This window comes from Marinobacter sp. DY40_1A1 (genome assembly GCF_016597815.1).
GTDB lineage: Bacteria > Pseudomonadota > Gammaproteobacteria > Pseudomonadales > Oleiphilaceae > Marinobacter > Marinobacter xiaoshiensis.
The window spans coordinates 484,145-503,668 of record NZ_VCHA01000002.1; the positions used below are offsets into that span (position 1 = coordinate 484,145).

15 protein-coding genes are annotated in these 19,524 nt (G+C 55.6%); 13 read left to right on the plus strand and 2 right to left on the minus strand.

What is annotated here, in order from left to right; translation table 11 throughout:
• Nucleotides 1-5: 5 nt before the first annotated feature.
• The 6 genes from FFI61_RS08115 to znuB all read left to right on the plus strand — a co-directional run bounded on the left by FFI61_RS08115 (nt 6) and on the right by znuB (nt 11,199).
• Nucleotides 6-7,514 (plus strand): Hpt domain-containing protein, encoded by a 7,509-nt coding sequence (locus FFI61_RS08115; RefSeq protein ID WP_200369870.1) that lies wholly within the window; start codon nt 6-8, stop codon nt 7,512-7,514.
• Nucleotides 7,514-8,566 (plus strand): chemotaxis protein CheB, encoded by a 1,053-nt coding sequence (locus FFI61_RS08120; protein ID WP_200202392.1) that lies wholly within the window; start codon nt 7,514-7,516, stop codon nt 8,564-8,566. The genes FFI61_RS08115 and FFI61_RS08120 overlap by 1 nt, the downstream gene beginning before the upstream one ends.
• 11 nt (nt 8,567-8,577) lie before the next feature.
• On the plus strand, nt 8,578-9,039 hold the full coding sequence (locus FFI61_RS08125) for a chemotaxis protein CheW (protein WP_200202393.1): 462 nt from the start codon (nt 8,578-8,580) through the stop codon (nt 9,037-9,039).
• Nucleotides 9,040-9,115: 76 nt separating this feature from the next.
• Nucleotides 9,116-9,607 carry a Fur family transcriptional regulator gene (locus tag FFI61_RS08130; protein WP_200202394.1) on the plus strand — a complete coding sequence of 164 codons (492 nt, stop codon included), beginning with the start codon at nt 9,116-9,118 and terminating at the stop codon, nt 9,605-9,607.
• Entirely contained in the window at nt 9,600-10,388 is a 789-nt protein-coding gene (znuC, locus tag FFI61_RS08135) for a zinc ABC transporter ATP-binding protein ZnuC (RefSeq protein ID WP_200202395.1), read from the plus strand. Before FFI61_RS08130 ends, znuC begins: the two co-directional genes overlap by 8 nt.
• Nucleotides 10,375-11,199 carry a zinc ABC transporter permease subunit ZnuB gene (gene znuB, locus FFI61_RS08140; RefSeq protein WP_200369871.1) on the plus strand — a complete coding sequence of 275 codons (825 nt, stop codon included), beginning with the start codon at nt 10,375-10,377 and terminating at the stop codon, nt 11,197-11,199. Before znuC ends, znuB begins: the two co-directional genes overlap by 14 nt.
• 18 nt (nt 11,200-11,217) lie before the next feature.
• On the opposite strand, the gene FFI61_RS08145 is transcribed toward znuB, so the two are convergent.
• The gene (locus FFI61_RS08145) at nt 11,218-12,300 is read right to left on the minus strand and encodes a patatin-like phospholipase family protein (RefSeq protein WP_200369872.1); all 1,083 of its coding nucleotides are present in this window, start codon (nt 12,298-12,300) and stop codon (nt 11,218-11,220) included.
• 210 nt (nt 12,301-12,510) lie between these two features.
• Here FFI61_RS08145 and FFI61_RS17935 point away from each other — a divergent pair, with 210 nt between their 5' ends.
• Entirely contained in the window at nt 12,511-13,575 is a 1,065-nt protein-coding gene (locus tag FFI61_RS17935) for a GGDEF domain-containing protein (protein ID WP_200202398.1), read from the plus strand.
• Between the two features lie 18 nt (nt 13,576-13,593).
• On the opposite strand, the gene FFI61_RS08155 is transcribed toward FFI61_RS17935, so the two are convergent.
• A complete protein-coding gene (locus FFI61_RS08155; RefSeq protein ID WP_200369873.1) occupies nt 13,594-14,508 on the minus strand; it encodes an alpha/beta fold hydrolase in 915 nt (304 codons plus the stop codon).
• Nucleotides 14,509-14,717: 209 nt separating this feature from the next.
• Between FFI61_RS08155 and folE the strand changes: the two genes are divergently transcribed.
• The 6 genes from folE (at nt 14,718) to FFI61_RS08185 (ending at nt 19,518) form a co-directional block, all read left to right on the plus strand.
• Nucleotides 14,718-15,287 (plus strand): GTP cyclohydrolase I FolE, encoded by a 570-nt coding sequence (gene folE, locus FFI61_RS08160; RefSeq protein ID WP_200369874.1) that lies wholly within the window; start codon nt 14,718-14,720, stop codon nt 15,285-15,287.
• Between the two features lie 24 nt (nt 15,288-15,311).
• Complete coding sequence (folX, locus tag FFI61_RS08165) at nt 15,312-15,686, plus strand: dihydroneopterin triphosphate 2'-epimerase (RefSeq protein ID WP_200369875.1); 375 nt, start codon at nt 15,312-15,314, stop codon at nt 15,684-15,686.
• A gap of 36 nt (nt 15,687-15,722) precedes the next feature.
• Nucleotides 15,723-16,154 (plus strand): CoA-binding protein, encoded by a 432-nt coding sequence (locus tag FFI61_RS08170; protein WP_200369876.1) that lies wholly within the window; start codon nt 15,723-15,725, stop codon nt 16,152-16,154.
• A 136-nt stretch (nt 16,155-16,290) separates the two neighbouring features.
• Nucleotides 16,291-18,522 (plus strand): putative bifunctional diguanylate cyclase/phosphodiesterase, encoded by a 2,232-nt coding sequence (locus FFI61_RS08175; protein ID WP_200369949.1) that lies wholly within the window; start codon nt 16,291-16,293, stop codon nt 18,520-18,522.
• 19 nt (nt 18,523-18,541) lie between these two features.
• Nucleotides 18,542-18,862, plus strand: a complete 321-nt coding sequence (locus FFI61_RS08180) for a hypothetical protein (RefSeq protein WP_200369877.1) — start codon at nt 18,542-18,544, stop codon at nt 18,860-18,862.
• Nucleotides 18,863-19,086: 224 nt separating this feature from the next.
• Nucleotides 19,087-19,518: a MerR family transcriptional regulator gene (locus FFI61_RS08185; protein WP_200369878.1), complete on the plus strand. Its 432-nt coding sequence runs from the start codon at nt 19,087-19,089 to the stop codon at nt 19,516-19,518.
• Nucleotides 19,519-19,524: the final 6 nt, after the last annotated feature.

The window sequence follows — 19,524 nt, forward strand, 5'->3', positions numbered from 1 at the left end:
AGGTTATGGGCAACCACCATGACAGCATCGCCCTCGACTGGGTTCGGGGCGAGATACAGGACACGCTGACCCAGGGTCAGCATGCGCTAGAGGCGTACGTCGAAAATCGCGACGATACTGCACGCCTGCGCTTCTGCCTGAATTATCTCCATCAGGTGCATGGCACCCTGCAGATGGTTGAGCTTTACGGTGCAGCACTGCTGACCGAAGAAATGGAAAAGCTCACCCAGGCGGTGCTGGATAACAGCGTCGCCAGTGTGGACGAAGCCGTTAATGTTCTGATGGAAGCGATTCTTCAGCTTCCACAGTATCTGGAACACCTGGCCAGCAGCCAGGATGATTTCCCCATGGTACTGCTGCCTCTACTGAACGACCTGCGGGCTGCGCGTGGCGACTCTCTGCTGTCTGACACATCGCTGTTCAAGCCAGACCTCGGCCCGTCACGCATGCAGGTTGCAGACAATGTGTCGCAACGCCTGCAGGACCCAAAGGTACTTGGCCACATCCGCAAACTGCGGCAGATGTACCAGTTTGCCCTTGCCGGGATCATTCGCGAAGAAGACCTTGATGCCCAGTTCGTCTACCTGCAGAAGGTTATTCACCGGCTAACCCGCCTTTGTCAGAGAACGCCCCGTGGCGAGCTCTGGAAAGCTGCAGCTGCCTTTGTAGAAACACTTCAGGCAAAAGCCAACCCGGTCAACGCAGCGGTCAAGTCCCTGCTTCGGGAGCTAGATAGCGAAATCCGCCGCCTCACCGACGAGCATGGAGATATCCTCGCTCAACCAGCACCCGATGCACTGCTCAAACACCTGCTTTATTACGTAGCACGGGCGCGGGATCTGGATTCTGAAAATGTAAGGGACCTGCGTAGCCGCTATCAGCTCGTAGAGGCGCTACCTTCAGAAGACGATGTGGATGCAGCCCGAAATCGCGTCTCCGGCCCAGGCCGTGAAGCCATACATTCCGTTGTCAGCGCATTAAATGAAGAACTTGCCAAGCTGAAAGACCAGCTGGACCTGTTCGTGCGCTCAGAACTGCGTAAGAACAGCGAGCTTGAAGACCTTCTTCCCGGCATGGTTCAGGTGGGTAACACTCTGGCGGTGCTTGGCCTTGGGATTCCTCGCAAGGTTATTACCGAACAAATCGAGCTGATTGAAAAGCTGGCGGTCCAAAGCGAACTGGTTGATGACGGTACTCTGATGGACATTGCCGGGGCTCTGCTTTATGTAGAAGCCAGCCTTGCAGGTCTGGATAGCGACCGGCAGCCAGAGCAATCCTCAAGAAACGTCGACAGTCTTCCGGCCTACCAGGGTTCCCGCGAGCTCAGTGAAGCCAGCAGTGCGCTTTTGAGAGAATCGCGAAACACACTGGAGCAGGTGAAATCAGCGGTTATCAATTTCATCGCATCCCAGTGGGACACCCGTGAAATCGAACACGTTCCCGGCCTGCTCCATAGCATCCGCGGCGGCCTGAGCCTGGTACCACTGGATCGTGTTGCCAGCATGCTGGCGTCTGCCGAGCGTTATATTTCCGATGTTCTGCTAAGTGACAAGCATGTACCCGACTGGAAGCAACTGGATACCTTGGCAGATGCCATTACCAGTATCGAGTACTACCTTGAACGCCTTGCTGAAGGCATCAGTGACAACGCGGACATTCTTCGTATTGCTGAAGAAAGCCTTGCAAGCCTCGGCTTTCCGGTTGGTGAAGAGCCCACATGGGGCACTGAACTGGCCCCGGATGAGGTGCCCGTTGTTGAGCCAACGGCGTCAGAAGATAGCGCATCCCAGAGCGGCAGCACTGCACCCAAGGCATCGGATGAAGAGCTTCTGGACGACGAAATTCTCGGCATTTTTGTGGAAGAGGCCGAAGAGGTTCTGGAGACCATTCACGAATTCTATCCGCGCTTGCGCCAGAATCACGACGACCGCCCGGCATTGACAGAAGTCCGCCGCGCTTACCACACACTCAAAGGCAGTGGCCGTTTGGTAGGTGCTAACAGGCTTGGCGACCTTGCCTGGTCAGTGGAAAACCTGCTGAACCGTGTAATCGACCAGAGCATCAAGCCAACCGATGATCTGTTCTCGTTTATTGATGAAGCGAATGCCCGCATTCCCGCGCTGATTCATGCATTCCGTGACGGCAAAGCCGCCGACGATGTGGAAGAATTGGTTGCCCGTGGGGAAGCCATGGCAACAACCCGCCGCAGTGACAATGAGCAAATTACCGCAGCGGAAACGGCCGAAGACACCAGGCCTGAACCAGCACCTGAAAACACTCCGGCGCAGGATTTGGCGGCCGATAGCGACCAGCAAGACGACCTGATTGATGACGAAATCCTCGAAATCTTTGTTGAGGAAGCCGGTGAGGTTCTGGATACCATCCGCGAATACCTCCCCATGCTGCTGCGTCAACACGATGACCGCAGTGCGCTTTCCGAAGTGCGCCGCGCATTCCACACGCTCAAGGGCAGTGGCCGTATGGTCGGTGCGCTGGTAGTTGGTGAGCTGGCCTGGTCTATAGAAAACATGCTGAACCGTGTGATCGACGGCAGCACCTTCATGAATGACGATATTGCCAGCCTGCTGGAAGAGGCCACAGGGGTTCTGCCGGCTCTGGTCAATGATTTTGAGAATAAACAGCCGCCGTCGATAGACCCCTCCCGTCTTGAAGACCGCGCCCGGGCCCTTGCTAACGGTGATATCCCTGACGCAAGCACAATGCCCTCCGCTGACGATGACAGCGCCTTCGCCAGTACTGCTATAGAGCTGCCGGAATCCGACTACGATACGGATGACGATAGCGACGTTGATCCAGTACTGCTGGACATCTTCGAGAGTGAAACAGAAACCCATCTGCAAACCCTTAAAGAGTATCTGGCGGCTGCAGGCGACAAGGTTAGCGTTTCCTATACTGACGACCTGTCACGCGCTCTCCACACTCTGAAAGGAAGTGCCCACACCGCCGGTATCGCGCCGATTGCGGCAGTAATCGCGCCGCTTGAGCGCTTTGTAAAAGAATCCCGCGCCCAGAACCTTCGGGCAGACCGCGACGTGCTGTCACTGATTGAAGCAGCCTGCGATTTCCTGACGCAAGGTTTGGCCCAGATACGTGAGGAGCCACAAGCTTCACTGCCATGCACGGAAGCCTTCCTGGATAAACTGGAACACATCTCCAACGACAGGCTCCGCACCTACAGCGAAGAAACCAGCCATGACGGCACACAGCCAGCGCCGTCCCAGCTGGTCCAGCTGTTCCTGAGTGAAGGGCTGGATGTTGTTCTGGATGCCGACCTTATCCTGGCGCAGTGGGCAGAAAGCCCTGAAGACCGTGGCCCACTCCAACGCCTGACCGAAGAATTGGCGCAGCTTACTGATGCCGCATCTGACGCCGGGCTAGCCGATGTCGCTGCCTTGTCAGAAGCGCTCCACGAAGTTTATGTAGCCACTGCGAACCAGAGCGAGGCACCGGACGAATGGTTCTTCTCATCCGTTCGCAATGCCCACGAGCACCTGATCAATATGATGGATCAGATTGCTGCAGGGCTGGCTACCGAGACCGGTGACGAGCTGGTGGCCGAGCTTGAAGCGCTCACCCAGTCTCTGCTTGGCTCCGAAACTGAAGCCACAAGCGCCTTTGATCAGGAATTCACCGAAGATCTGGAAGAAATCGACCTCAGCTTCGACATGGAAGAGCTGGAAGCCACTACACCCACAGACCTTCCTCTGCCTGAAACTGACGAAGTTGCTGAAGCTTCCGACAGTGATATGGACGACGAGCTTGCGGAGATCTTCCTCGAAGAAGCTCGCGAGCTTATCGACAGCACCGCTGAGGCCCTGCAAAGCTGGAGCGAAGATACCGGAAATCTCGATATTTTGCGCCTGCTGCAAAGGGATCTCCATACCCTCAAAGGTGGTGCACGCCTCGCCGAAATTGCGGCAGTGGGTGATCTGGCCCATGAACTTGAAACCCTGTTTGAGGGTCTGACGGATAAACAACTCTCTGTAAATGACGAGCTGTCTGACCTTCTGTTCCGTTGCCACGACCGCCTCGCCGGTATGGTGGACAACCTGGAAGTCAAGGAGCCACCCCGCCCGGCACCTGATCTGATTAGCGAAATCCATGCCTACATGGACAACACGACCAGTTCGCGACCGGTTACAGATGTGGCAGCTCCGGCAGAGCCAGAACGCACTGATTCCGTGGATGATCTGCCACCTCTGCCCGAACTTGAGGATGCAGAGGAGCCAGAAGTTGCCGAAGTCGGCACCGATCTCTCGCACATGGATCCGGAGCTCACCGGCATTTTCCTTGAGGAAGCTTACGACCTGATCAACTCCACAGGCAGTGCCCTGCATGCCTGGAGTGAAGACCCGTCGAACCGGCCCGTGGCGGCAGAGCTTCAGCGAGACGTTCATACATTGAAAGGCGGCGCTCGCATGGCCGGGGTTGACGCCATTGGCGACCTGACCCACGTCCTCGAAGACCTGTTTGAAAAAGTAGCAGAAGGACAGCTTGCAGCCAGCACTGCCATGAACGATCTACTGTTTGCGTGCCACGACCGACTGGCGCAGATGGTTGAGCAGGTTGCTACCCAGAAGCCTTGCCCGCCCGCCAACGATCTTGTGGATCAGGTTGAAGCGATTCTCCGTGGCGAAGCCGTCCCCACAGAGGCCGAAGCTGAGCCCGAAGCAGATGCAGATGCAGATGCAGATGCAAAAGTTGAGTCAGCAGACATTGATATTCCGGCACCTCTTCCGGAAGCCACGCAAACTGACACAAGCCATGACGATGACATCGCCAGTATTTTCCTGGATGAAGGCCATGAGATCCACGACGTTATCAGCGAGTGCCTCGACCAATGGCGTGAAGACCCCCAGGCAATGCACGGTGTTCCACAGCTTCAGCAAGAGCTGCACACTCTCAAAGGTGGTGCTCGACTCTCCGATGTGGACCCCATTGCTGAACTGGCGGAAGCCTGGGCTGGCGCCCTCGAAGCGGTAACATCGAGCCCAGGTAACCAGAGGCTGTTATTGGCTCTGAGCACCCGTGGGCTGGATAACCTGAAGTCCATGCTCGGTGAACTGGCAATTGGTACGGAACCAGCTGCAGACCCGGATCTTCTGATGTCCTTCAGCAGCGCCCAGACTCTGGATTCAGACAGCTTTGAGATGTCACCAGAAGAAACGGCCATCGCCGATCAGGAAGCGATCGATCCGGAAATTCTGGAAATCTTCCTGGAAGAAGCTTGCGAGATCATGGACCAACTGGAGCACCTTCTTGCAGATTGGCGCAAGGATCCAGCCAGCAAGCACTTCAATCAGGAAGCTCAGCGCGCACTGCATACCCTGAAAGGCGGTGCACGTTTGTCGCAGCTCACACTGCTGGGCGACAAGGCTCACAATTTCGAAACACGCCTGATTGACCTCGCTGGCAAGTTGCCTGATGACACTCAGTGGCAAGCCATCACCGAAGATCACGACAGCATTATTGCCCTGGTTGCTGACATACGGGGACGCTACGAGTCTGGCGCAGTTGCAAGCGCACCTGTGGCCGAAGCCGCACCGGAAGTGCAAGTACCGGCAATAGCAGAGGCACCAGCAGAACCTGCACCAAAGCCTGCGCCTGCCAGGGCCAAGGCCAAAACCTCCAAGCGCGTTGTTGATGCACAGCGTGCTGCACAGGAAACCATTCGGGTATCTGCTCCTTTGCTGGATGACCTGGTTAACCTGGCCGGTGAAACCAGTATTACCCGTGGTCGACTGGAGCAGCAAAGCAGCGACTTCAGCCATACTCTGGATGAAATGGCTGCCACCATCGAGCGTCTGCGGGAGCAGTTGCGCCGGATGGAGATCGAAACAGAAGCACAGATTCTGTTCAGTGCCGAAAAGGAACACGGTCCGGATTACGGTGACGACTTCGACCCGCTGGAAATGGACAGGTACTCCTCCATCCAGCAGTTGTCGCGCGCTCTGACGGAATCCTCTTCAGACCTCGCAGATCTGCGTGAGACCCTTGCAGACCGGGTGCGGGATACAGAAACCTTGCTGGTTCAGCAGTCCCGTATTAACACGGAACTTCAGGAAGGTCTGATGAAGACCCGAATGATTCCTTTCTCTTCCATGGTGCCTCGTCTACGCCGGATTGTTCGCCAGATCAGTGGTGAGCTAGGCAAGAAAGTTGAGTTTGATGTACGCAACGCCGAAGGTGAAATGGACCGCACCATACTCGAGCGGATGATTGCGCCGCTCGAACACATGCTGCGTAACGCCATTGACCATGGAATTGAAAAGCCGGCTGACCGGAAGAAGAGCGGCAAAGCGGAGGCAGGTGCAGTCACCCTGTCTCTGGCTCGCGAAGGTGGCGACGTGGTTCTGCGCATGGTAGACGACGGTGCTGGCATCCCCTCAAATGTCATCCGGGAAAAAGCCATTCGCCAAGGACTGTTGCGGGAGGATGAAGAACTCTCCGAGCGCGAGATTCTGCAGTTTATCGTACAGCCAGGGTTCTCAACCGCACAGAACGTCACCCAGATTTCCGGTCGTGGCGTTGGGATGGACGTGGTCGCCAGTGAGATCAAACAACTCGGCGGCAGCCTGGACATTGAATCGCAGGTCGGCCGCGGCACCGTGTTCACCGTCAGGTTACCGTTTACCGTTTCTGTAAACCGGGCCCTGATGGTATCCACGGGTGAAGACTTCTATGCCATCCCGCTTAACACCATTGAGGGTATCGTGCGAGTCAGCACCTACGAGCTTGAGGAATACTACAAGCCGGATGCGCCGATGTACGAATACGCGGGCCAGGAGTACCGGCTGCAGTACCTTGGAAGCCTGCTGAACAGTGATCACCATCCCAAGCTTCAGGGACAGGCCTTGCCACTGCCGGTGATTCTGGTTCGTGGTGCCGAGCAACCCATGGCTCTGCAGGTCGACAACCTGATGGGCAGCCGTGAAATCGTGGTTAAGTCGCTGGGACCGCAGTTCAGCACCGTTCGCGGTGTGTCCGGAGCGACTATTCTTGGTGATGGCAACGTGGTGGTAATTCTCGACCTGCCTGCCATGATCCGTTCTGACATATTGTCTGAACGCCAGCGTCTGGCCGAACTGGACAAGGCAAGAGAGTCTGCACGCTACGAAGAGCGCGCCACGGTAGTTATGGTGGTGGACGATTCGGTTACCGTACGCAAGGTTACCTCGCGCCTGCTGGAGCGTAACGGCATGGAGGTTATCACTGCAAAAGATGGCCTGGATGCAGTGGCGCAACTGCAGGACCACAAGCCGGACATCATGCTTCTGGACATCGAAATGCCACGTATGGATGGCTTTGAGGTAGCCAGCTTTGTGCGGCACGATGACAACCTGCGGGATATGCCGATCTGCATGATCACATCCCGGACCGGCGAAAAGCACCGTGAGCGGGCATTGGCCATCGGCGTAAACGAATACCTCGGCAAGCCGTTCCAGGAGACGGAACTGCTGAAGACCATTGAACGGCTAACTGGTAAGCAGTGATGGCCGGCCAAAATGGTCGGGCTCAGGTCGGCATTGTGTCGGACGTTGTCCTGCAGCGACACAGACTGCAGGCCGCGGCCGCCAAATTCGGCCTTGAGGTATGCTTCTCTGGAGATCCAGAGCGCCTGCAAGGCCACCGTGAGTTCCCGGAAGCCGGGCTCTGGTTGGTGACACTGGAAGACGAGGCAGATCACCCTGCCCTGTTTGATTACCTTCTGGATAATACCGAGGCTCCGGTTCTGTTCGGGTTGGATCAGGCACCCGGGGCTGGTAGTACAGAGTATTTTCGCTGGGAACGGCGACTGCTGGGCAAACTGGAACAAGAGCTGGGCGATCTGTCGCAGCTGGATTCCAAGGCCAGCATCGAAGAGCTTGAAGCAGAGCCTTCGGAAAGCCCGGAATCGTCGGAACTTCCGCAGTGGCTAACCCCTGCGGCACCGGGTTCCGTAGCTGAAGACATCTGGGTTTTGTGCGCTTCCCTGGGTGGCCCAGCCGCCGTGAAAGCATTTCTGGACTGCCTTCCGCCGGGCCTGCCAGTGGGCTTCGTTTATGCCCAGCATATTGACGGAAATTTTGCCGAAGTGCTTACCCGGGTGCTTGGCCGCCATGCACATTACAAGCTGCAGCATGCACAAGAGAACTACCGGGTAAAAAACGGCGATGTGGTACTGATGCCGGTTGAACACGAATGGAAATTTTCTGCCACTGGTGCACTAACTGAGCTGGATACACCCTGGCCCGGGCCCTATAGCCCGTCGATTGACCAGGTGTTACTGAATACCGCAGACAACTATGGCTCCCACTGCCATGCCATCCTGTTTTCCGGCATGGGCAATGATGGCGCAATTGCAGCACCTTTGCTCAAGGCCTATGGTAGCCGAATCTGGGTTCAGGAGAGCACCAGCTGTGGCAATAGCTCGATGCCGGATTCCGTGGCTGCCACCGGCTGCACGAGCTTTACCGGCACCCCGGAGCAACTGGCCCGGGAACTGGTCAAAACCATTGAAGAATCCTGTCTGCTGAAAGGCCGGCAGAAACGGGGCTCCGCCTGAGGACACAAGCAATGAATGACAACAGCCAAACCCTCTCCTGCGTCATGATTCCCGTGAGCGGACGGCAACTGTTACTGCCCAACGTATCCATTGCCGAGGTGGTGGACTATGCCAGTGGTGAGGCCGGCGTCGGCGCACCTGACTGGCTTGCTGGCCGGCTGGAATGGCGGGGCCTTAACTTGCCCGTTATTTCCTACGATGCCGCCAATGGCGGAACCTTGTCCGTACCAGGTGAAAACCGGGGCCGTATCGTGGTACTCAACAGCATCACCGACAACAACAAAAAGCTTCGCTTCATGGCATTAATTACACAGGGCATTCCAAGCCAGGTCCGTATTACCGAAGAGCAAATCAAAAAGATGGAGGCAGAAAACGGGCCTGCGGATCTTATGCTCGTCGACGTTGACGGCGAAACCGCCTGGATTCCCAATCTCGATTACCTTGAATCTCTCGCCAACGATTCCATGGTGTAAGCCGTCTCAATTCTTGCCCTTGGCAGTCGGGCTCCTGCGGATGTTATAATGTTACAAATTCTGCAGGATTCCGACCATGTCCGTTCGCGCACTCCCCTACCGTCCTCACAATCACGATGATTGTGTCAGTCAGGCTTTAGCCGAAGCCCGGGCCATCTGCCAGGAGCAACATGCCCGCCTGACACCCACCCGTGAGCGGGTTCTTGAACTTATCTGGGAATCCCACAAACCACTCGGCGCCTACGATGTACTCGCGAAGCTGGCCTCAGAAGGCCACAGTGCTGCACCACCGACGGTCTACCGGGCACTGGATTTCCTGCAACAGTACGGTCTGGTGCATCGCATAGCCTCCCTGAACGCCTTTATAGGCTGTGCCCACGCCGGCGAACACCACACCGGAATGTTCCTTATCTGCCGTTCTTGCGGCAATGCCCTGGAACTGACAGATGCGGCTGTATCCAAAGCTATACACGATGCCGCCAGCGCCGAAGCTTTCATTTCCGAATCCATAACTCTGGAAATAGCCGGTCTGTGCCCCCGCTGTCAGGCGGAGCAGCCTCATGGATGAACCGCTGGTTGACATCAAGCACCTTACCGTCCGGTTTGATGATCGCCCGGTTGTTGATCGGGTCAGTCTTACGCTTTACCGCGGCGATATCATTACCATCATTGGCCCAAACGGGGCTGGAAAAACCACCTTGATCAAAGCCGTCCTGGGCATTCAGGCCGCTACAAGCGGCCATATCCTGCGGGCAAAGGACCTGGTTATCGGATACGTTCCCCAGCACCTGAGCCTGGAATCAACACTGCCCCTGAGTATCCAGCGCTTCATGTTGCTCAGTGGCCAGCCGCTTGCGGCCTGCATAGCTGCACTGGAGCGAACCGGTGTCGGCCATCTGTTGAAGGCATCTGTTCACCATCTTTCAGGAGGCGAGCAACAGCGGCTTTTGCTGGCCAGGGCACTGGTACGGAAGCCGGATCTTCTGGTGCTTGATGAACCGGCCCAGGGCGTGGATATCAACGGTCAGGCGGCACTTTATGATCTGATTCGCCAGTTGCGAGATGAACTCAACTGCGGCGTCATCATGATTTCTCACGATTTGCATTTGGTCATGGCTGCAACTGACAAGGTGATCTGCCTGAACCAGCACGTGTGCTGCAGCGGGCATCCTGCCGACATCTCACACGACCCTGCGTTTATTGAAACCTTCGGCCGGCCGGTTGCAGAGTCTCTGGCGGTGTATCACCACCACCATAACCACAGCCACGACCTGAGCGGCAATGTGGTTGGCACAGGCCACCCGGGTTCAGCCACCGGGCATGGGGAGTGCAACCATGAACATCATTGATACTGTGCTGAATGATTTCTTCTGGCGCGCCCTCCTTGGTGGTTTCGGCGTAGCCTTGATTGCCGGGCCTCTGGGCTGCTTTGTCGTGTGGCGGAGGATGGCCTATTTTGGTGACACCCTGGCGCACTCCGCGCTCCTGGGTATAGCGCTGAGCTTTTTGTTCAGTATTCCACTGAACCTCGGCGTGCTCATTACCAGCGTTATTCTGGCCATGGCACTGTTACTGTTTTCCCGCAACAAAACCCTGGCAACAGATACTCTGCTGGGCATTCTTGCTCACAGCGCCCTGGCCATTGGTCTGGTGGCACTGAGCTTCATGCCCGAGGTGCGGATTGACCTCACCGGTCTTCTGTTCGGCGATCTGCTGGCCATGAACCGCAACGACCTGCTATGGATATACGGCGGCGCAGTGGTGATTCTGACGCTATTATCGGTGCTTTGGCGTGGTTTGCTGATGAGCACCATTCACGAGGAACTGGCGCGGGTGGAAGGAGTGCCAGTTGAGCGCCTGCGCCTGTTGCTGATGTTGATGTTTGCGCTGGTGATTGCTGTTGCCATGAAGATGGTCGGCGTACTGCTGATTACGGCTCTGCTGATTATTCCTGCCGCCACCGCCCGCAGGCTGGCCAATACTCCGGAACAGATGGCAGCGCTGGCTGTTGTTTTCGGATTTATTGCCGTCGCGGGGGGCTTGAGTATGTCGTGGTATCTCGACACGCCCGCAGGCCCATCCGTGGTGGTAACGGCTTTTACCACGTTTCTGATTGTCTACGGCAGCGCTGGCAGGTTTTCCGCAAGCAGCTCAGCCTGAACAGTTGGCCACCATGACTCACAAAGGCTGAATAACGTCCATCAGGCGGCCGGTTTCCAGTAGCTCAAGGAACTCGTCTCCCAAGCGTTCGCTTTCGGCAATCGCTTTCTGCCACGAGCACTCCCGGCCGCTGTCATTTCCCAGATAGGTTTCGAAATCCTTACGATCCGGGAGCTTGCCATCTGGCAAACGCTCCAGGTAATCAGTGGAAGGCGCTACCAGCAACACATCCTGCAGGCGAGTCGCATCACCGCGACGCCATGGCAAAGTCTTGTCAAACCATCCGGGCACAATTCGATCCGTGAAGTGCGGATACAAAACCACGCCCGGCTGTTCATACGGCAAATCGAGATGGTAATCCAAAAGCCCGCCATCCCTGTATATCCCCTCAGGAGCGCCGGGAATGTTGCGGACCCCCGACATCACCATGGGTATGGAGGCCGATGCCAGCAATGCAGCGTGCAAATTATCGCGGCTGAGCGGCACTTCATGGCTAGGAAAGTCTGCCAGCGCCGACAAGGGTGCCTTCAGCCTGGCATCATGAAGAATCCCCCGCTCCATAAACCGCCCCAGGTGTCGTCGCCCAACAACATTGGCACTTATGGCGCTCATCAGACCAAAGCTCAGGCGTGCTTTCGTATCGGGCTCAAGCATGCCAAGGCTGCGCACAACCATCACATTCAGGCGGTACCAGGGATGCTCAAGAATATGCTCCTCCCGGCCCCCAATCAGTTCTTTCAGGAACTGTACGCTCTGGCGGGTGACCTCCGCCGCAGTCACACCTTTTTCGAAACGCTGTGCCGTGTAGAGTTCCGCAAGCCGGGTAAGTTGCGCCCGCGGGTTGTCCGAGGAGGCAATGGCTGCAAACCGCCAGCTGCCAATAGACGAACCAATCAGCGAACGTTCCTGCTCAACCCTGGGCAACCAATCACCAAATATGGCTTTGTCCAGACCGCTGAGCCCAAGTGCTTTAGGCCCCCCAGCCGCCCCGGGTATAACGTGCACATCGTCCGGTGTCAGTGGTTTTTCCTGCAACCTCTGCAGGGTTCGACGGCCTGCCCGGATAGTCAGTGCCGGGGCGCGAGTATGGATGGCGGTCATGGCGGAGTTCCTGTCAGGGTTCAGCGTGAATAGCAATCTGTTCAGACGAGGGGAGGATTTTAACGAAGCGGTCACCATGGGCCAACTTAACAAAACTAATCGTGCCGATACCCGGATACTTCAGCTTCACTGGAGAATACCCATGCTAGACTTAGACACATGCCCGGCTCCAGAAGCTGGGCGATATAACAAAAACAGCCGGAGCTTGCTGTGAGCGCGTTTATCTCGACGGATTCCACCTCAACCAACCCGACCCTCGCGGTGCTTGGTTTCAAACACCAGCTGGTTTATCACCTGCATTTATGGGCATTCATTGCGGTGGCACCGCTGGTGGTCGTGCAATGGCAGCACCACCACTTTCTGCTCTCCGGAATGCTGATCCTCTTCTGCGCCAATGCGCTTGCGGTCATTGTCTTGTTGCGGTTTCGCTCCACCTATTTTCTGAAAGGGCGACTATTCCCTCTACTCGCAGTGGCTTGCGCCGCCTACTCAACAGCCATTAACGGGCATGTAGGCCTTTACTGGGCTTATCCAGCTGCTTCAGCGCTGTTTTTCCTGCTTCCGCTCCGTGAAGCCATTGCCAGCAATACCATTTTTGTCACTGTTATGGCGGTGGTTTCGTTTATGAAGTTTCCCGAAGCAGATTTCTGGCGCATTACTTTCTCGCTGGGCCTTACCTGTCTGTTTTCCATGATTTTTGCCTGGCTAGTGGGCAAGCTTCAAATGGAGCTCACACGGCTGGCAACCACCGACCCCCTTACCGGCTGCCTCAACCGATCACAACTGGCAGATATCCTGAACGGCCAAATCCAGATGCGTGAACGCTATGGGCGGGTATCCAGCATGGTTCTCCTGGATCTGGATTACTTCAAGCTGATCAACGATCAGTGGGGACACTTGGCGGGAGACAAGGTACTGAAAGAAATGGCACTGCGACTACGCAAGCGCATCAGGGAAAGCGACCAGATTTTCCGGATCGGTGGTGAAGAATTCATGATCGTTCTGCCAGAAACCAATCAGCATGAGGGCAATCTTCTTGCCCATCAATTGCTTACGAGCATCAGCGCGCGCCCGTTTCTTGAGGATATCAAGGTAACAGCCAGTGCCAGTATTGCCGAAGTCAGCAAGGGTGAAACCTGGTCTGTCTGGTTGAATCGGGCCGACCAGGCGCTCTACGACGCCAAGTCCAGGGGACGTAACCAGGTCGTAAGTGCGACCAACCAGGCAGCTGGCGACCAGAATACAGATACCTCTTTAACACCCGTTGCCGGCTAGCGGCTATTTTCAACCCGATCACTGGCGCTTACGAAACTCTCTGTAAGCGCCGAATACTTCCCATGGGCTCTCAAAGTGGGGGTAATGCCCTACATTTTTCAGCTGCACCACATCGGCATCTGAGATCATCTCCTGATAGCGCTGCGCCGTGGCCGCGCCCGACACAGGATCTGCAACACCCGAGATAAGACGCATGGGTTGCCTGGCATTTTGCAGCGCCGAGACCCAACGATGCCTGTGACACCGGCGCTCTTCCATAAAATGAATCAACTGGTGCAAAATCCCACGGCCGTTGTTATAGGTAATCAAATGCCAGAAATCGTCCAGATCCTGCTGATCTGGATGGCTTTTGCTACCAAACAGCTTGATGAAACTGCGCTCAAAGCTGCGCCGGGTCAAGGCCCGACTGATGAGCCCACCCAATGGGCTACGCAACAAATTCTGAATCAGCAAGGGGCTGTGCACTTCAGGAAACAAGGCACCGTTCAGGAAACACACACTGGCAATCTCGAAAGGCAGCGTGCCTTCCTGCTCTCGGGCCAGAAGCTCCTGGGCAACACTGCATCCATAATCGTGGGCCAGAAGATGAACCGACGTGAGGCCAAGGCCCTCAAGCATGCCCTGGATAAGATCTGATTGATCTTCAATGCTGTAGGCGTAATGTCGGGGTTTGTCAGAGAAGCCGAAGCCCAGCATATCCGGCGCCAGCAAATGGTTGCCCTGAACCAGCATGGGCCAAAGGCGATGCCAGTCCCAGCTTGCGGTAGGGAACCCGTGGATCAGTAACAGCGGCTCTCCCTGCCCCGCCATGCGGCTGAATATCGCATGACCTTCATAGGTGAACCACTTACCGCTCTGCTGCCACGCCTCCTGTGCTGCCACCTCACTATCAACGGGCCTTCCCTTCCATGTACCCGATGTCTGCTGATCCATGCGATGTCCCCGATATATTCTTCACAGTCTACGACTTAAGAATAGACCCGACCCTCTGGCCAGGGCCACGCTACTGCCGCCCGTAAACTACTATCAATGACTGGTCTTTTCCGTGCCCAGCGTCGTAAATCGTAGAGATACCGGACAAATTCACTTAAGCTTTGTCCCTTGTATCTACCTCAGCATTTTCAAGAGAATCGGAAAAGACTATGACCAAACTCCTTGACGACCTCGCGGGCCACTACCGCGCCATCATCAACGGGCTGGGTGAAGACACCAACCGTGAAGGTCTGCAGGACACCCCCATGCGTGCGGCCAAAGCCATGCAATTCCTGACCCGGGGCTACGAGCAAGACCTCAGCGATCTCGTCAACAATGCTGTTTTCGAATCCGCAATGGATGAGATGGTCGTAATACAGGACATCGAACTTTACAGCATGTGCGAACATCATGTGCTTCCCTTTATTGGTAAGTGTCACATCGCCTATCTGCCACAGGGCCGTGTTCTGGGGCTGTCCAAGTTTGCACGCATTGTGGATATGTATGCCCGCCGTCTGCAAATCCAGGAAAACCTGACCCGGCAAATTGCAGAAGCGGTAGAAACTGTTACCAACGCCAAAGGCGTTGCTGTGGTTATCGAAGCGCAGCACATGTGCATGATGATGCGTGGCGTGGAGAAGCAGAACTCGAAGATGAAGACGTCCATGATGCTGGGCCAGTTCCGCAAATCCCAGGCAACGCGCACAGAGTTTTTTAATCTGATCAGCAGCAATCGCTGATCGCAAAAATTGGATGGAGGCGGTATGACCGAGGTTTCCTGCAACCACCAGGCAAGAATACAGATCAAGAATTTACTGCTGCGAGCCTACATCGGCATCAAGGAAGAGGAAATCAACAACCAGCAGGATGTGATCATTAATGTGTGCCTGACTTACGATGCAACGGAAGCAATCAGTCGCAACGAAATTGCAGCGGCACTCAATTATCGCACCATCACCAAGCAGATTATTGGCCACGTGAATGGCAATCGCTTTGCCTTGCTGGAGCGCCTGACCCACGAAGTGCTCAACATCGTTATGGAGCACTCTGCCGTGCAGTGGGCGCAGGTAGAAATCGACAAGCCCCACGCGCTACGCTATACAGAATCCGTGTCTGTGTGCCTTGAGGCACACCGCTGACTCCATATCGTTAACTCCATACAAGGGTTCGTCACCATGCCAAGCAACCAACCTGACCAGATGCGCACCATTCTTGAAAGTGTCCGCACCATAGCCCTTGTTGGCGCCAGCGAGAAAACACACCGGCCCTCCTACGAAGTCATGGAATTCATGCAGCAACAGGGATACCGGATGATCCCGGTGAACCCCCGCCTCGCCGGCCAGAAAGTGTTGGGAGAGACGGTTTACGCAGACCTGGCCTCACTGCCCGAGCCGGTGGATATGGCGGAGCTGTTCCTGGCCCCGGAGCGCACAGATGCAGTGATTGACCAGGCCATTGCGCTGAAGATTCCGGTCATCTGGTTGCAGGTTGGCGTTATCAACGAAGCGGGTGGCGCCAGAGCTGAAGCTGCAGGGCTGACATTTGTGATGGATAAATGCCCGATGCAGGAAATCCCGCGCCTGGGTATTCCTGCAATAGACTCCTGAATAAGGCCCTGCAGATGCCCCAGAAAACAGCTAATGATTTCCGGCCACCAGCCGTTAACCTTTCTGGCCGGTTTTCTGATGAACGGAGCAGCTATTGGAACACACACCTGTAAAAGGCAGGCTTTTCATAAAGCGGATGTTACACCCTGCCTTTCCGGTGGTTATCTTCCTTGTTTTTTTCATTACTGCCTCAGGGCTTCGTTACGGCCTTATCCACCAGTACACAGAGCAAATCCAGGCCAATCTCGAGAATGAAGCCCAGAGTATGGCTCATAACATCGAGTGGGAGTTCAAAGCTCACGCCAGCGCCATCCAGAGAATGGCCATGCGCCTGGCAACAGACCCGAGCACGCCAGAAAGCGAATGGCGCCAGGATGCCCGCAACCACCTCGGTGATTTCCTCATCTATACGGTCATTGAGTGGATAGATCGAGACTATTTTATTCGCTGGCTGGAACCGCTTTCATTGAACGAGAGCGTTCTCGGCTTCAACGTGGCCTTCAATGAACAAAGGAAACAGGCTCTTGAGGCTGCCCAGGCCTCGGGCAACTACGATATTTCTGATGTACTGGAACTCCGCCAGGGCGGAAAAGGCATTGTTATTTATGCACCTGTAGGCACAGGCGCAGACAACAACGGATTTATCGCCGGAGTTTTCAGAATGGAAATACTGGCCCGCGAATTGTTGGCCACCCGGGAACAGGATGCGTTCCGCATCGTACTGAGCAGCAACGGCGACCCTATCTACACTCTGGATGGGCTCCAGGGTGCCGACGATTCCATGTCTTATACCGTACCAATCAACTTGCCAACACTAGACTGGCAACTAACTCTAGAGCCCTCTCAGACCTGGGTTGATAAACAGCGCAGCCCCTGGCCCAGATGGACCTTTGTGGCGCTACTTTTCATGGGTCTGGTGACCAGTATCGCAACGCTACTGTTGCAGCTCATGCTCAAACGCAATCAGGATTTGCTGGCAACACGCAGGGAGCTGGATGTGGAAATTGCGCAACGCAAAACCATTCAGCAAGACCTGGTGCGGCTGGAGTCTACGGATGTTCTCACCGGCCTGGCTAACCGCCGCTTTTTTATGGAAGACCTGGCCCATGCACTAACTCTTGCTGATCGCCAGGCCCGACAAGTCGCACTGGTGATGCTGGATCTGGACCGTTTTCAAATGCTGAACGACTCTCTGGGCCACCAGTTTGGCGATGAGCTATTGGTTCAGGTTGCAGGACGTCTGAACAAGCTCAGTGATGAGCGCGTATCTGTGGCCTATTCCGGTGGTGACGAGTTCATGATCTGCCAGCAGTATGTGGAAGACATTGACGACGTTATTCACCTGCTGGGGCTTATCAAGCAGTGTTTTGAAGCGCCTTTCAAAGTTCAGGATGAAGTTCACAGCATTACCGCCACCCTGGGTGTAGCCGTGTACCCGCAGAGTGGCATGGATGCAGATACTCTGTTGCGCAATGCCGATATAGCATTGTACCGGGCCAAGGATCAGGGCCGTAATACCTACCAGTTCTATACGGAAGGTATGCAGGAGCGGGAGGTGATGCGCCTGGAACTGGAAAAGGAGCTCAGCCAGGCTCTGGCCAACAATGAATTTGTGCTGCACTACCAGCCACAACTGAATCTGAACAGCGGTGAGATCACCAGCGTGGAAGCACTGATTCGCTGGCAGCATCCCCACCGTGGCCTTCTGGCTCCGGCTGAGTTCATTCCCCTGGCGGAGGAGAGTGGCCGGATTACGGATATCGGCAGCTGGGTAGTGATGGCAGCTTGCCGCCAGCTGGCTGCCTGGAAAGGCACCCATTTTGAACACCTCAGAGTTGCCGTGAATCTGTCCGGGCGTGAGCTGGATAACGAGCATCTGGTGGATCACATACGCGATGCCCTGAACGCTGAAGGTATTCCACCTGAGCGGCTTGAGGTGGAACTTACGGAAGAAATTTTCATTCAGAATATTGAACGCAACCGGGATCAGCTGTCTCGCCTGCACGATCTTGGTGTGCATCTGGCGATTGATGATTTCGGCGTGGGTTATTCTTCTCTGGCGTATTTGAGAGATTTTCCGGTAGATCTTCTGAAAATCGACCGTTCGTTCATTACGGAGGTGACCGAGCGCCACGATGATGCTGTAATCACCCGGGCGGTGATCAATCTTGCCCATAACCTTGGCTTGCGGGTAGTAGCCGAGGGCGTGGAAACCCAGGCACAGTTGGACCTTCTCAGGAGCCAGTGCTGTAATATGGCTCAGGGGTATTTGATCAGTCGCCCGGTTCCAGCTGCAGAACTGGAACTGGCTTTGCTCAGTGGCGCTTTAGAAAGGTTTGCATCGGCTGAGCTAGGGTTTGAAATTTGAATTTTCCAGGTAGGATTTTATGGCCACGGGGTATTTGACACCGGAACAGGATGCGAAGCTTCGCCGGTGGGAGCGTTGGAACCGGAGTTATTTCATTTTTGCGTTTGTGGCTCTGGTTATTGTTCTGATATTCAGCAGTCAGCTTGGGCTTTCCAGTGGTGATGAGTGGGGGCCTTTGGGGCTTTTGCTGGTGGCTTTGGTTACGCCGATTATTATTTTGCAGTTGCGCCTGGCCTGCCCGGCTTGCGGCGTGAAGATTGGCTGGCAGGCGAAGTTGATGGCGCCTGATCAATGTAAAAGCTGCGATACCTTCCTTCGGGCGAAAAGCCCCTCTTCCTGAAAACCATTGACCTGTGAGTAGGTCATAGGTTTTAGGCTATCCTTAAGCTTCAAAATACCCTCGGCTGTCTCGCTTTGGTGATAGCCGCGGCGGTGTGGGAGACCTGTCCGAAAACCGCTGAGAATACGTCCATGTACGCTTGCTCTCCGCCTTCCCTGGCTCCGAGCATTTTCGGACAGGTCTCCCACACCACCGCTCATTTACATTTTGCGGTGCTGCTGTCTATGAAAGTTAAAGAACTTGCTACTGCTGCCGGGGTTAATCCGGACACGGTTCGCTTTTACACCCGCGAGGGGCTGCTTAAACCCACGCGGAACCCGGATAACAATTACCAGCATTTCGATGCCGAAGACCTTCGGCGTCTGCGTTTTGCCCGCAAGGCCCGGCAGCTGGGGTTTTCGCTGGTCGAGGTTCGGCAGATTCTCGATCAGGCGGATGACCACCATTCTCCCTGCCCTATGGTTCGGGATGTGTTTCAGCAGCGGCTGGCCGATGTGGAGCGGGAGATTGAGGAGTTGCAGCAGTTGCGCAAGCGGATGCAAGCAGCGCTGGGCGCCTGGCAGGATATGCCAGATGGCACACCGGATGGCCAAACTATCTGCCGCTTGATTGAACATTGGGATGACAACACTCCCGCACAGCATGTTGAGGAGTAGATCGTT

Bases quoted from the DNA above. Each gene is read 5' to 3' on its own strand.
- FFI61_RS08115 (WP_200369870.1), top strand. From the start codon at position 6: ATGGGCAACCACCATGACAGCATCGCCCTCGACTGGGTTCGGGGCGAG.
- znuB (WP_200369871.1), top strand. From the start codon at position 10,375: ATGAACATCATTGATACTGTGCTGAATGATTTCTTCTGGCGCGCCCTC.
- FFI61_RS08145 (WP_200369872.1), bottom strand. From the start codon at position 12,300: ATGACCGCCATCCATACTCGCGCCCCGGCACTGACTATCCGGGCAGGC.
- FFI61_RS08180 (WP_200369877.1), top strand. From the start codon at position 18,542: ATGGCCACGGGGTATTTGACACCGGAACAGGATGCGAAGCTTCGCCGG.
- FFI61_RS08125 (WP_200202393.1), top strand. From the start codon at position 8,578: ATGAATGACAACAGCCAAACCCTCTCCTGCGTCATGATTCCCGTGAGC.
- FFI61_RS08170 (WP_200369876.1), top strand. From the start codon at position 15,723: ATGCCAAGCAACCAACCTGACCAGATGCGCACCATTCTTGAAAGTGTC.
- FFI61_RS08185 (WP_200369878.1), top strand. From the start codon at position 19,087: ATGAAAGTTAAAGAACTTGCTACTGCTGCCGGGGTTAATCCGGACACG.
- FFI61_RS08155 (WP_200369873.1), bottom strand. From the start codon at position 14,508: ATGGATCAGCAGACATCGGGTACATGGAAGGGAAGGCCCGTTGATAGT.
- folE (WP_200369874.1), top strand. From the start codon at position 14,718: ATGACCAAACTCCTTGACGACCTCGCGGGCCACTACCGCGCCATCATC.
- FFI61_RS08120 (WP_200202392.1), top strand. From the start codon at position 7,514: ATGGCCGGCCAAAATGGTCGGGCTCAGGTCGGCATTGTGTCGGACGTT.
- znuC (WP_200202395.1), top strand. From the start codon at position 9,600: ATGGATGAACCGCTGGTTGACATCAAGCACCTTACCGTCCGGTTTGAT.
- folX (WP_200369875.1), top strand. From the start codon at position 15,312: ATGACCGAGGTTTCCTGCAACCACCAGGCAAGAATACAGATCAAGAAT.
- FFI61_RS08175 (WP_200369949.1), top strand. From the start codon at position 16,291: ATGTTACACCCTGCCTTTCCGGTGGTTATCTTCCTTGTTTTTTTCATT.
- FFI61_RS08130 (WP_200202394.1), top strand. From the start codon at position 9,116: ATGTCCGTTCGCGCACTCCCCTACCGTCCTCACAATCACGATGATTGT.